The organism is Pseudomonas sp. HC1(2025) (assembly GCF_058742075.1).
The window spans coordinates 362,758-375,421 of sequence record NZ_CP196017.1; the positions used below are offsets into that span (position 1 = coordinate 362,758).

11 protein-coding genes are annotated in these 12,664 nt (G+C 59.7%); 6 read left to right on the forward strand and 5 right to left on the reverse strand.

The features are described from left to right. Nucleotides 1–61: 61 nt before the first annotated feature. Nucleotides 62–1,588, reverse strand: a complete 1,527-nt coding sequence (gpmI, locus tag ACSSVH_RS01530) for a 2,3-bisphosphoglycerate-independent phosphoglycerate mutase (protein WP_169955648.1) — start codon at nucleotides 1,586–1,588, stop codon at nucleotides 62–64. A gap of 151 nt (nucleotides 1,589–1,739) precedes the next feature. On the opposite strand from gpmI, the gene ACSSVH_RS01535 reads away from it, so the two are divergent. The 3 genes from ACSSVH_RS01535 to secB are packed head-to-tail and all read left to right on the forward strand — an operon-like array spanning nucleotide 1,740 to nucleotide 2,939. After that, nucleotides 1,740–2,153: a rhodanese-like domain-containing protein gene (locus ACSSVH_RS01535; protein WP_029295907.1), complete on the forward strand. Its 414-nt coding sequence runs from the start codon at nucleotides 1,740–1,742 to the stop codon at nucleotides 2,151–2,153. Between the two features lies 1 nt (nucleotide 2,154). Continuing rightward, nucleotides 2,155–2,409, forward strand: coding sequence for a glutaredoxin 3 (gene grxC, locus ACSSVH_RS01540; RefSeq protein WP_170042367.1), 255 nt, complete (start codon nucleotides 2,155–2,157; stop codon nucleotides 2,407–2,409). A gap of 44 nt (nucleotides 2,410–2,453) precedes the next feature. Continuing rightward, nucleotides 2,454–2,939 carry a protein-export chaperone SecB gene (secB, locus tag ACSSVH_RS01545; RefSeq protein WP_057437139.1) on the forward strand — a complete coding sequence of 162 codons (486 nt, stop codon included), beginning with the start codon at nucleotides 2,454–2,456 and terminating at the stop codon, nucleotides 2,937–2,939. Nucleotides 2,940–3,096: 157 nt separating this feature from the next. On the opposite strand, the gene ACSSVH_RS01550 is transcribed toward secB, so the two are convergent. Continuing rightward, on the reverse strand, nucleotides 3,097–3,552 hold the full coding sequence (locus ACSSVH_RS01550) for a tRNA (cytidine(34)-2'-O)-methyltransferase (protein ID WP_492633987.1): 456 nt from the start codon (nucleotides 3,550–3,552) through the stop codon (nucleotides 3,097–3,099). Between ACSSVH_RS01550 and ACSSVH_RS01555 the strand changes: the two genes are divergently transcribed. Further along, nucleotides 3,551–3,991, forward strand: coding sequence for a hypothetical protein (locus ACSSVH_RS01555; protein WP_170058147.1), 441 nt, complete (start codon nucleotides 3,551–3,553; stop codon nucleotides 3,989–3,991). The genes ACSSVH_RS01550 and ACSSVH_RS01555 overlap by 2 nt on opposite strands. Before the next feature lie 409 nt (nucleotides 3,992–4,400). Here ACSSVH_RS01555 and ntrC read toward each other — a convergent pair whose 3' ends face one another. From ntrC to glnA, 3 genes are all read right to left on the reverse strand, one after another. Beyond that, on the reverse strand, nucleotides 4,401–5,837 hold the full coding sequence (gene ntrC / locus ACSSVH_RS01560; protein ID WP_169955651.1) for a nitrogen regulation protein NR(I): 1,437 nt from the start codon (nucleotides 5,835–5,837) through the stop codon (nucleotides 4,401–4,403). Then, nucleotides 5,834–6,919, reverse strand: coding sequence for a nitrogen regulation protein NR(II) (glnL, locus tag ACSSVH_RS01565; RefSeq protein ID WP_003218001.1), 1,086 nt, complete (start codon nucleotides 6,917–6,919; stop codon nucleotides 5,834–5,836). Before glnL ends, ntrC begins: the two co-directional genes overlap by 4 nt. Nucleotides 6,920–7,379: 460 nt before the next feature. Next, on the reverse strand, nucleotides 7,380–8,786 hold the full coding sequence (glnA, locus tag ACSSVH_RS01570) for a glutamate--ammonia ligase (protein ID WP_029295916.1): 1,407 nt from the start codon (nucleotides 8,784–8,786) through the stop codon (nucleotides 7,380–7,382). A gap of 333 nt (nucleotides 8,787–9,119) precedes the next feature. On the opposite strand from glnA, the gene thiI reads away from it, so the two are divergent. Together thiI and typA are read left to right on the forward strand one after the other, a co-directional pair. Further along, nucleotides 9,120–10,574 carry a tRNA uracil 4-sulfurtransferase ThiI gene (gene thiI, locus ACSSVH_RS01575; RefSeq protein ID WP_169955652.1) on the forward strand — a complete coding sequence of 485 codons (1,455 nt, stop codon included), beginning with the start codon at nucleotides 9,120–9,122 and terminating at the stop codon, nucleotides 10,572–10,574. Between the two features lie 139 nt (nucleotides 10,575–10,713). After that, entirely contained in the window at nucleotides 10,714–12,534 is a 1,821-nt protein-coding gene (gene typA / locus ACSSVH_RS01580; RefSeq protein WP_053140412.1) for a translational GTPase TypA, read from the forward strand. Nucleotides 12,535–12,664 lie beyond the last annotated feature (130 nt).

Consider the following 12,664-nt stretch of genomic DNA (forward strand, 5'->3'; position numbering starts at 1 on the left):
ACCTTGTGGTGCTCAATCAGGCGCCATCGCCGGCAAACCGGCTCCTACAGGGTGTTTTGGTTTAGACCAGAATCGAGGTGCCGGTCATCTCGGCAGGCTTCTTGAGCCCCATCAGCATGAGCATGGTCGGCGCCACGTCTGCCAGCACGCCGCCTTCGCGCACTTTGAAGTCGCGCTTGCCGACATAAATGAACGGCACCGGCTCGGTGGTGTGGGCGGTGTGGGCCTGGCCGGTGGACTCGTCGGACATCTGCTCGCAGTTGCCGTGGTCGGCGGTGATCAGTGCTTCGCCGCCGACCTTTTCCAGGGCGTCGACGATCCGGCCTACGCACAGGTCCAGGCATTCCACGGCCTTGACTGCGGCTTGCAGGTTGCCACTGTGGCCGACCATGTCGCCGTTGGCGTAGTTGACCACGATCACGTCATAACGCTGGTGTTCGATGGCGTCGACGATCTTGTCGGTAACTTCCGGTGCGCTCATTTCCGGTTGCAGGTCGTAGGTGGCGACTTTCGGCGATGGGATCAGGATGCGCTCTTCGCCGGGGAACGGTTCTTCACGCCCGCCGGAGAAGAAGAAGGTGACGTGGGCGTACTTCTCGGTTTCGGCGATACGCAACTGGGTCTTGCCGTTTTTCGCCAGGTAATCACCCAGCACGTTTTCCAGGCTGCCCGGGGCGAAGGCCGATGGGGCCGGGATGTTGGCGGCGTATTGGGTCAGCATCACGAACTCGACTTTCGGCTGGCGCGCGCGCTCGAAGTCTTTGAAACCCTCATCGACGAACACATGGCTCAGTTCGCGGGCACGGTCGGCGCGAAAGTTCATGAACACCACGGCGTCGCCATCTTCGACCTTCACCGGCTCGCCGATGGTGGTGGCCTTGACGAACTCATCGCTCTCGCCACGGGCGTAGGCGGCTTCCAGGCCTTGCTGGGCGGTGGCTGCGTTGAATTCGGCGTTACCGTCGACGATCAGGTTGTAGGCCTGGGACACACGGTCCCAGCGGTTGTCGCGGTCCATGGCAAAGTAGCGGCCAACCAGGCTGGCGATGCGGCCCTTGCCGAGGGCGGCGAAGGTCGCGTCCAGCAGTTCGATAGACGATTGCGCGCTTTTGGGCGGGGTGTCGCGGCCATCGAGGAAGGCGTGCAGGTAGATCTTCTCGGCGCCGCGCTTGTAGGCCAGTTCGGCCATGGCCACCAGGTGGTCCTGGTGGCTGTGCACGCCACCGTCGGACAGCAGGCCCATGAAATGCACAGCCTTGCCGGCGGCGACGGCTTTATCCACCGCGGCGCAGATGGTCGGGTTCTCGAAGAACTCGCCATCGCGGATGGCTTTGGTCACGCGGGTGAAGTCCTGATATACCACTCGTCCGGCGCCCAGGTTCATATGGCCGACTTCAGAGTTGCCCATCTGGCCGTCCGGCAGGCCGACGTCCATGCCTGATCCGGAGATCAGGCCATTGGGTACGCTGGCGCACAGGCGGTCCAGTACGGGCTTGTTCGCCGCGAATACGGCGTTGTCGTGGTGGTTTTCACTGTGACCGAAGCCATCGAGAATCATCAGGACCAAAGGTTTAGGCGTGGTAGTCATAGATCCTCTCGCGGCGGTATTAAAGGAAGGCGATTGAAAAGGGAGTGGCAGTTTAAAGCGAAGTTCCGATGCCGTCACCGCTTTACGGGGGTTGGCCCCCCATGGCGGCTGTGTATACTTACCGCCATTTTAACGCCCTGGAACCTCCTTGATGGTTGATCACCTGATTGCATTTGCTACCTCTCACTATCTGCTGGTCGGTGCCTTCGTTGTACTGCTGGCGCTGCTGATTGCTCATGAAGTGAGCCGTGGCGGCCGTAGCCTCAGCACCGCCGAGCTGACCGCGCTGGTCAACAAGGACCAGGCCGTTGTCGTCGACATCCGTCCGGCCAAGGACTTTGCCGCCGGCCATATCGTTGGCGCGCTGAATATCCCCCAGGACAAGCTGATCGCCCGCATCGCCGAGCTGGAAAAGCACAAGGCCAAGACCATTATCCTGGTCGACGCCCAGGGCCAGCACTCCGGTGGCCATGCCCGCGAAATGATGAAGAGCGGTTTCACCGCCGCCAAGCTGTCGGGTGGTATCTCCAGCTGGCGCGCCGATAACCTGCCGTTGGTGAAGTGATATGAGCCAGGTTGTCGTTTATTCCAGCGATTATTGCCCTTTTTGCCGGGATGCCAAGGCGTTGCTGCAGAAGAAGGGCGTTGCATTCGAAGAGATCAAGGTCGATGGCAAACCCTCGGTGCGTGCCGAAATGACCAAGAAGGCAGGGCGTTCATCCGTTCCGCAGATCTGGATCGGTGACAAGCACATCGGTGGATGCGACGACCTGTACGCCCTGGAGCGCGCCGGTAAACTCGACGCGCTGCTTCACGTCTGACTCCAAAAACCTAAAAGACCCCAAGATCAAGAAGGATCTGCGAGATGACTGACCAACCGAACATCGAAGCGGCAGCAGAAGAGGCTCAAGGCCCACAATTTTCCCTGCAGCGTATCTACGTGCGTGACCTGTCGTTCGAAGCGCCGAAAAGCCCGGCGATCTTCCGCCAGGAGTGGACCCCAAGCGTCGGCCTGGATCTGAACACCCGTCAGAAGCAGCTCGAAGGCGACTTCCACGAAGTGGTACTGACCCTGTCGGTCACAGTGAAGAACGGTGAAGAAGTGGCATTCATCGCTGAAGTGCAACAGGCCGGTATCTTCCTGATCCAGGGCCTGGACGATGCGTCCATGAGCCACACCCTGGGCGCGTTCTGCCCGAACATCCTGTTCCCGTATGCCCGCGAGACCCTGGACAGCCTGGTTACCCGTGGTTCGTTCCCGGCCCTGATGCTGGCCCCGGTGAACTTCGATGCCCTGTATGCGCAAGAGCTGCAGCGCATGCAACAGGAAGGCGCACCGACGGTTCAGTAAGCTGAACCCGACGCCGCTCTGAATGTGGGAGCGGGCGTGTGTGGTAGCTGGCTTGCCAGCGATAGCATCACCTCTGTGTGACTGACACACCGAGGTGCCTGCATCGCGGGCAAGTCCGGCTCCCACACAAGCCCGCTCCCACATTTGTTTAGGCAGGTTATTTGAAACCGAGCTGGCGCCAGCCTTCGTAGACGGCGACGGCCACGGTGTTGGACAGGTTCAGGCTGCGGCAGCCTTCGCGCATCGGCAGGCGCAGGCGCTGGCCGTCGGGCAGGGCGTCGAGCACTTCTGCCGGCAGGCCACGGCTTTCGGGGCCGAACAGGAAGGCATCGCCCTCGGCAAAGCTGGCATCGTGAAACGGCCGCGAGCCCTTGGTGGTGAACGCAAACAGGCGCGGCTGCCCCAGGCTCTCCAGGCAACTGGCGAGGTCGGCGTGACGCTGCAGGGTGGCGTACTCGTGATAGTCCAGGCCCGCGCGGCGCAGGCGCTTGTCGTCCATCTCGAAGCCCAGCGGCTCGATCAAATGCAGGTGGCAGCCACTGTTGGCGCACAGCCTGATAACGTTGCCGGTATTCGGCGGAATTTCTGGTTGAAAAAGGATGACGTGAAACATGCACGGCTCCGAAGATAAAGATGCAGCGCATTCTACCCCTGAAGACGACCCCAGGCCGCAGCTATTGCCCCGCGTCCTGGGTTCGCTGGCGATTGTCGGGCTGATGGTGGGCTTGATGATCGGTCGCCTGACCACCTCGGACCCAACCGCCTTGCTGCAGGTAGAGCCTGGCAGCGATGGCCTGGTGGTGTGGTTCAACAGCGAGCCGAAGCTGCACGGCGAGCATATCGACGGCACCGTGGCGCTGCTGTTCGACGCCCAGGGCCAGGCCCAGGCGGGGCAATTGAAGGTCAGTGACAAGGATGTGAACTGGCGCGTGCGCAAGACCGATGGCGGCTTGCTGTTGAACCTGGTGGCGGCACGGCCGCTGCGCGGGGAATGGTCGGGCAAGGCGGTCGATGACCGCTGGCGACTGGAGATCCATCTCCTGGAGCAATAAAAGAGGGAGTTCCCGGCCTGCCTGTACCAGGGCTCCCAAAACGGTTTGAAGCTCGAATTAAAGAGGGGATTCTCGGCCTGCCTGTACCAAGGTCCCCGAAACTGGGTAGTACCAGAGGTATTGCAGGGGGCGTGCCAGAATGGCGAATTTGTCTGAGGAAATTCTTTTATAAAGCGCAAAGCCCCGGATTACGGGGTTTTGGCGTTTTCAGGGTTCAGAGTTTTTTGAAAGCGGCCTGGAGTTTGTGCGCGATAGCGGTTCATGGTGCGTTGAAGCGGTGCATGGTTTTTTGCGATTGCACAAAACAATGTAGGAGCTGGCTTGCCAGCGATAGCATCACCGCGGTCTCACTGAAAAACCGAGGTGCATGCATCGCTGGCAAGCCAGCTCCTACAAAGGAAAGCTGTGCTCAGCCCTCTTCGCCCTCATCATCATCCCCACCATCGACCTTCATCCCCAACTCCTTGATCTTGCGGGTCAAGGTGTTGCGGCCCCAGCCCAACAGCACGGCGGCATCACGACGCCTGCCGGCGGTGTGCTTGAGGGCGGTTTCGATCATGATCCGCTCAAAGGTCGGCACGGCGCTGTCCAGCAGGCTCGACTGGCCACGGGCCAGGGCCTGGTCGGCCCACTGGCGCAGCGCCTGTTCCCAGTTGGTCACCGGCGCCGAATCCTGCGGCAGGTTCAACAACTCCGGCGGCAGGTCGCTGATATGCACCTCGCGCCCGGACGCCATCACCGTGATCCAGCGGCAGGTATTCTCCAGCTGGCGCACGTTGCCCGGCCACGGCAGGTTCTTCAGGTACTCCTCGGTTTCCGTCTTCAGCAGCTTGGGCTCTACCGCCAGCTCCTGGGCGGCGCGGCTGAGGAAGTGGCGGGCCAGGGTCGGGATATCTTCGCGACGGTCCGACATGCGCGGGATGTGGATGCGGATCACATTCAGGCGGTGGAACAAATCCTCGCGAAACTTGCCGGCGTGCACCAGGGTTTCCAGGTTCTGGTGGGTCGCGGCGATGATCCGTACGTCGACCTTGACCGGCGTATGACCGCCGACACGATAGAACTCCCCATCGGCCAGCACTCGCAGCAGCCGAGTCTGGGTGTCGGCGGGCATATCACCGATTTCATCGAGAAACAGCGTGCCGCCGTCCGCCTGTTCAAAGCGCCCGCGACGCAGGTTGGCCGCGCCGGTGAACGCGCCTTTTTCATGGCCGAACAGCTCGGACTCCATCAAGTCCTTGGGGATCGCCGCCATGTTCAACGCGATGAACGGCGAGGCCGCCCGCGGGCTGTGACGGTGCAGGGCATGGGCCACCAGCTCTTTACCGGTCCCGGACTCACCGTTGATCAGCACGGTGATGTTGGAGTGGCTCAGGCGCCCGATGGCGCGAAACACTTCCTGCATCGCCGGTGCTTCACCGATGATTTCCGGGGTGCGGGTCAGGGTCGGTTCCACGGCCTGGCCTTGCTGTTCCTGGGCGTGCTGGTTGGCGCGCTTGACCAGCGCCACCGCCTCATCAACGTCGAACGGCTTGGGCAGGTACTCGAAGGCGCCGCCCTGATACGACGCGACAGCGCTGTCCAGGTCCGAGTGCGCGGTCATGATAATCACCGGCAAGCGCGGGTGCTGCTCGCGGATCCGCGCCAGCAAGTCCAGGCCGCTGGCGCCGGGCATGCGAATATCAGAGATGATCACGTCGGGCTGCTGGCGCGCCAGGCGGCTCATCACCCCATCGGCGCTGTCGAAGCTTTGGGTGGTCATGCCTTCCTGTTGCAAGGCTTTCTCCAGGACCCAGCGGATGGAACGGTCGTCATCGACGATCCAGACAGTTTCACTACGGCTCATGTCGATGGGGCTCCTTGTTCCAGTGGCAGAAAGATCGAAAAGGTCGTGTGGCCGGGATGGCTTTCACATTCGATCAGGCCCTGGTGCTGGCTGATGATGTTCTGGGTAATGGCCAGGCCCAACCCGGTACCGTCCGGGCGACCGCTGACCATTGGGAAGAAAATGGTTTCTTGCAGTTCGGCCGGGATGCCCGGGCCGTTGTCGATGATCTCGACCTTGGTCACCAGGCGATGGCGCACATGGCCGATGGTGAACTGGCGCAAGGCGCGGGTACGCAGGCTGATGCGGCCCAGGCGCAGCTCGTTCTGGCTGCTGATGGCCTGCATGGCGTTACGTACGATATTGAGCACCGCCTGGATCATCTGCTCGCGGTCGATCAACACGTCGGGAATGCTCGGGTCGTAGTCGCGCACCAGGGTGATGCAGCCCTGGCTTTCGGCCTCCACCAATTGGCAGACGCGCTCCAGCACTTCATGCACATTGGTCATCGCCAGCGACGGCAGCTTGTTGGAGCCGAGCATGCGGTCCACCAGGTTGCGCAGGCGGTCCGCCTCTTCGATGATGACGTTGGTGTAGTCCTTGAGGTTTTCATCCGGCAACTCGCGGGCCAGCAGCTGCGCGGCGCCGCGAATCCCGCCCAGCGGGTTCTTGATCTCATGGGCCAGGCCACGCACCAGCATCTTGCTGGTTTCCTGTTTGGACAGCTGGGCCTCTTCCTTGGTGATGCGCAGCAGGCGATCACGGGGATGCACCTCCAGCAGCAGCAAGGTGGCGCCGTGGCTCAGGATCGGTGTTACCGCGTAGTCGACGGTCAGGGTCTGGCCGGTGAGGGCCGTGAGCATCGCTTCACGCTTGGTGAACGGGTGGGCCTGCTCCACGGCCTGGCGCAAGGAACTCAAGGCCTCGGCGGACTCGGTGAACAGCTCGCTGATAAATTGCCCATGGCTGCGCTGGCCGCTGATGGCCAGGAGCATCTCCGCCGCGGGGTTCATGTACTCAAGGCGCAGTTCGTCATTGAGCAGGATGGTCGCGGTGGTCAGGTTGTCGAGTAGCAAGCGGTGCAGTGCGTCGCTGATGGTCATTAGGACCTCTTTTGGAGCAAGGCGTGGGCTTGAGGCACACGCTGATACCAGGAAAATGCAAAAACCAAACCAAGGCTCCGAAAAGAAGCGTAAAAGCCCTGAAATGGGGGCTTGAGGCGCGAAACTATGGCGCTCTGCCAGCCTGCTCGGGAGATTTCGACCCAAAATGGGCTGGTCCGTGGGCATGGGTGCAACCTATCGCACCAATATAGTGCGAATCCCCACATTCTGTTCAGCGATCAAATATTTCCTGGAAGCACCCCATCAAACTGTAGGAGCTGGCTTGCCTGCGATAGCGGTGTATCTGTCACATCACGACTGACTGAACCACCGCCATCGCAGGCAAGCCAGCTCCTACAGTTTTGATGGGGTTTGCAAAGGTGGATAGTCATTGTTTCGGGCAAAAAAAAGACCTCCCGAAGGAGGCCTTTTTGTCACGCCACTAAGCGGCGCTACCGGATCAGCAGCTGTAGTACAGCTCGTATTCCAGTGGGTGTACGAAGGTGCGGACCTTGATTTCTTCTTCGCTTTTCAGGGCGATGTAGGCATCGATAAAGTCGTCGCTGAACACGCCGCCTTTGGTCAGGAACGCACGGCCCTTGTCCAGCTCTTCCAGGGCTTCTTTCAGGCTGCCGCACACTTGTGGGATCTCTTTGGCCTCTTCAGGCGGCAGGTCGTACAAGTTCTTGTCGGCGGCGTCGCCTGGGTGGATCTTGTTCTGGATGCCGTCCAGGCCAGCCATCAGCAGGGCAGCGAAGCCCAGGTACGGGTTGGCTGCTGGATCCGGGAAACGTGCTTCGATACGGCGAGCGCGAGGGCTGGACACGTAAGGAATACGGATCGAAGCGGAACGGTTGCGCGCCGAGTAGGCCAGCATCACTGGCGCTTCGAAACCTGGGACCAGACGCTTGTAGGAGTTGGTCGACGGGTTGGTGAAGCCGTTCAGGGCCTTACCGTGCTTGATGATGCCGCCGATGAAGTACAGGGCAGTGTCGGACAGGCCGGCATAACCTTCGCCAGCGAAGGTGTTCTTGCCATCTTTGGCGATGGACAGGTGAACGTGCATACCCGAACCGTTATCGCCGTACAGAGGCTTAGGCATGAAGGTAGCGGTACGGCCGTAGGCCACAGCCACGTTGTGTACGCAGTACTTGAGGGTCTGTACTTCGTCAGCCTTGGCCACCAGGGTGTTGAACTTCACACCGATTTCGTTCTGGCCGGCAGTTGCCACTTCGTGGTGGTGAACTTCGATGACCAGGCCCATGTCTTCCATGGCGTTGCACATGGAGGTACGGATTTCGTGGTCGTGGTCGAACGGTGGAACCGGGAAGTAGCCGCCTTTGACGCCTGGACGGTGGCCATGGTTGCCGCCTTCCACGTCCTGGTCGGACATCCACGAACCTTGGTCGGAGAAGATTTTGAACATGGAGCCGGAGATGTCGGACTTGAACTTCACTTGGTCAAAGATGAAGAACTCAGGCTCCGGGCCCACGAATACGGTGTCACCGATACCGGTGGACTTGAGGTATTCCTCGGCACGCTTGGCGATCGCACGTGGGTCGCGGTCGTAGCCCTGCATGGTCGAAGGCTCGATCACGTCGCAGACGATGATCAGCGTCGGCTCTTCGGTGAACGGGTCGAGTACGGCGGTGGAATCGTCCGGCATCAGGATCATGTCGGAGGCTTCGATGCCTTTCCAGCCAGCGATGGAGGAGCCGTCGAACATTTTGCCTTCTTCGAAGAAGGCGTCATCCAGCGCGTCGCGAGCCGGCATGGTCACGTGGTGCTGAGTGCCTTTGGTGTCCGTGAAGCGCAGATCAATCCATTTAACGTCATGATCTTTGATGAGTTGAACCGACTTCGACATAGTGTCCTCCGGGTGGCTTCGGGCTTGGGTAGTGGAGTAGCCCTTAGAATGTGGGTGATGCCGGCGCGGATAGTCCGCCATGGCAACCTGCCTCACAAGAGAGCAAATTGCATGCCAGTGCCCCGACATGGGTTTTTTGCCTCAAAATGGCCCCTATAAAGGTGCAAATCGTCAAAACGGCAAAAATCGCGCACTGCAATGTAGCGCAAACAGTCTTAAATGCACCTCTTTGGTGCGCCGCATGCCGTTTGTATATTAACTGGTTAAACCTTGAGCGATTTCCGCTATAATCCGCGCCCCCCTTTTTCGGCTGGCCCTGCGCGCGCTGTTTCCATGAAATTAATCGTTAAAGTCTTCCCCGAGATCACCATCAAGAGCCGACCGGTACGGATGCGTTTCATCCGTCAATTGGCCAAGAACATCCGCGCTGTGCTCCGTGACCTGGACCCGGCCGTGGTGGTGAACGGTGTGTGGGACAATCTCGAGCTGGAAACCCGCGTCAGCGACCCTAAAGCCTTGAAAGATATGACCGAGCGCCTGAGCTGCATGCCGGGCATCGCGCATTTCCTGCAGGTTGACGAGTACCCGCTGGGCGACTTCGACGACATCACTGAAAAATGCAAACTGCACTTTGGCAACAGCCTTGCGGGCAAGATTTTTTCGGTGCGTTGCAAGCGCGCGGGCAAGCACCCGTTCAGCTCCATGGACGTCGAGAAATACGTCGGCAGCAAGCTGCGTCGTGAGTGCGGCGCGGCTGGAATCTCGCTGAAAGAGCCGCAAATCGAAGTGCGCATCGAAATTCGCGACCAACGGTTGTTTGTGATCCACAGCCAGCACAACAGCATCGGCGGCTACCCGCTGGGCGCGCTTGAGCAGACCCTGGTGCTGATGTCCGGCGGTTTCGACTCCACCGTGGCGGCCTACCAGATCATGCGCCGCGGCCTGATGAGCCACTTCTGCTTCTTTAACCTGGGCGGGCGTGCACACGAATTGGGCGTGATGGAAGTCGCGCACTATATCTGGAAGAAGTACGGCAGCTCCCAGCGCGTGCTGTTTGTCAGCGTGCCGTTCGAGGAAGTCCTGGGAGAAATTCTCGGAAAAGTCGATAACGGTCATATGGGCGTCGTATTGAAGCGTATGATGTTGCGCGCAGCGTCGAAAATCGCCGACCGCCTGCAAATCGAAGCGCTGGTCACCGGCGAGGCGATTTCCCAGGTCTCCAGCCAGACCCTGCCGAACCTGTCTGTGATCGACTGCGTGACCGACAAGTTGGTATTGCGCCCGCTGATCGCCAGCCACAAGCAAGACATCATCGACCTGGCCAACGAAATCGGCACCGCTGATTTCGCCAAGCACATGCCAGAGTATTGCGGGGTCATTTCGGTGAACCCCAAGACCCATGCCAAGCGCTACCGCGTGGAGCATGAAGAGAAAGAATTCGACATGGCGATTCTGGAGCGAGCGCTCGAGAACGCCAAACTGGTGCCGATCGATCGGGTAATCGACGAACTGGGCCAGGATGTGCAGATCGAAGAAGTCAGCGAAGCACTGGCCGGCCAGATCGTCATCGACATCCGTCACCCGGATGCCGCTTGCGACGAGCCGCTGGAAGTCGCTGGCATCGACGTGCAAACGCTGCCGTTCTATGCACTGAACGCGCGTTTCAAGGAACTGGATAACAGCCGTCAGTACCTGCTGTATTGCGACAAAGGCGTGATGAGTCGCCTGCATGCCCACCATTTGCTCAGTGAGGGGCATGCCAATGTGCGCGTTTATCGACCGAGCTAAGAGCCCGGGGCTGTTTGCCTGTGGCCTGCGTCACCGGCCCCCCGACTCTGCCGTCAAGCTGTAACGGCAAGGCCTGACTCTACTGTTAATCGCTGCCACGACCTGTCAGCACACCGAATCCTCTGATCGAGATACACAAGTGATCGAAAATCTACGTAACATCGCCATCATTGCCCACGTTGACCATGGTAAAACCACCCTGGTAGACAAACTCCTGCGTCAATCCGGCACCCTGGAGCGCAACGAGCTCAACGACGAGCGCGTGATGGACTCCAACGACCAGGAAAAAGAGCGCGGTATTACCATCCTGGCGAAAAACACCGCCATCAACTGGAACGGATACCACATCAACATCGTGGACACCCCGGGCCACGCCGACTTCGGCGGCGAAGTAGAACGCGTAATGTCGATGGTTGACTCCGTTCTGCTGCTGGTTGACGCTCAAGACGGCCCTATGCCGCAAACCCGTTTCGTGACCAAGAAGGCTTTCGAAGCCGGCCTGCGTCCGATCGTGTGCATCAACAAGGTTGACCGTCCAGGCGCGCGTCCGGACTGGGTTCTGGACCAGATCTTCGACCTGTTCGACAACCTGGGTGCTACCGAAGAGCAACTTGATTTCCAAGTGATCTACGCCTCTGCCCTGAACGGTATTGCCGGTCTGGAACACACCGCCATGGCGGAAGACATGACCCCGCTGTACCAGGCGATCGTTGACCACGTTCCACCGCCGAAGGTTGACCGTGAAGGCCCGTTCCAGATGCAAATCTCGGCACTGGACTACAACAGCTTCCTGGGTGTTATCGGTGTTGGCCGTATCGCTCGCGGTAGCGTCAAGCCGAACACCCCGGTTGTGGCTATCGGCGCCGACGGCAAGAAGCGCAACGGTCGTATCCTCAAGCTGATGGGTCACCACGGCCTGCACCGCATCGACGTTGAAGAAGCTTTCGCCGGCGACATCGTGTGCGTGAGCGGTATGGACTCGCTGTTCATCTCCGACACCCTGTGCCAGCCGGACACTGTCGAGGCGATGAAGCCTCTGACCGTCGACGAGCCAACCGTTTCCATGACCTTCCAGGTAAACGACTCGCCTTTCTGCGGTAAAGAAGGCAAGTTCGTGACTTCCCGTAACATCAAGGAACGTCTGGACAAAGAGCTGCTGTACAACGTTGCACTGCGCGTTGAAGAAGGCGACTCGGCTGACAAGTTCAAGGTTTCCGGCCGTGGTGAGCTGCACCTCTCGGTACTGATCGAAACCATGCGTCGCGAAGGCTTCGAAATGGGCGTTGGTCGTCCGGAAGTGATCATCCGTACCGTTGACGGCGTGAAGCAGGAACCGTTCGAAAACGTCACCATCGACACCCCTGAAGAATCCCAGGGCAAGGTCATGGAAGAGATGGGCCTGCGTAAGGGCGACCTGACCAACATGGTGCCGGATGGCAAAGGCCGTGTGCGTCTGGAATACAACATCCCTGCTCGTGGTCTGATCGGTTTCCGTAACCAGTTCCTGACCCTGACCAACGGTGCTGGCATCCTGACCTCGATCTTCGATCGCTACGACACCATGAAGTCCGGCGACATGTCCGGCCGTCAGAACGGTGTTCTGGTATCGGTAGAAACCGGCAAGGCGCTGACCTACTCCCTGGAAACTCTCCAGGCGCGTGGCAAGCTGTTCGTTGAACACGGTCAAGAGATCTACAACGGTCAGATCGTTGGCTTGAACAGCCGTGACAACGACATGGGCGTCAACCCAACCAAAGGCAAGAAGCTCGACAACATGCGTGCTTCGGGTAAAGACGAAACCATCGCCCTGGTTCCACCTGTTCGCTTCACCCTGGAACAGGCCCTGGAATTCATCCAGGACGACGAGCTGTGCGAAGTGACGCCTAAGTCCATCCGTCTTCGTAAGAAGATCCTGGACGAAGGCGAGCGTACCCGCGCTGCCAAAAAGGCTAAGAACTGATACTTAGTTCCAGCTGAATAAAAACGCCCCCGGCCTGTTGGCCGGGGGCGTTTTTTTATGCCTGCAGATTGTGTGGTGTCTGGCCTGGCCTCATCGCGGGCAAGCCCGGCTCCCACATTGACCGAGTTTA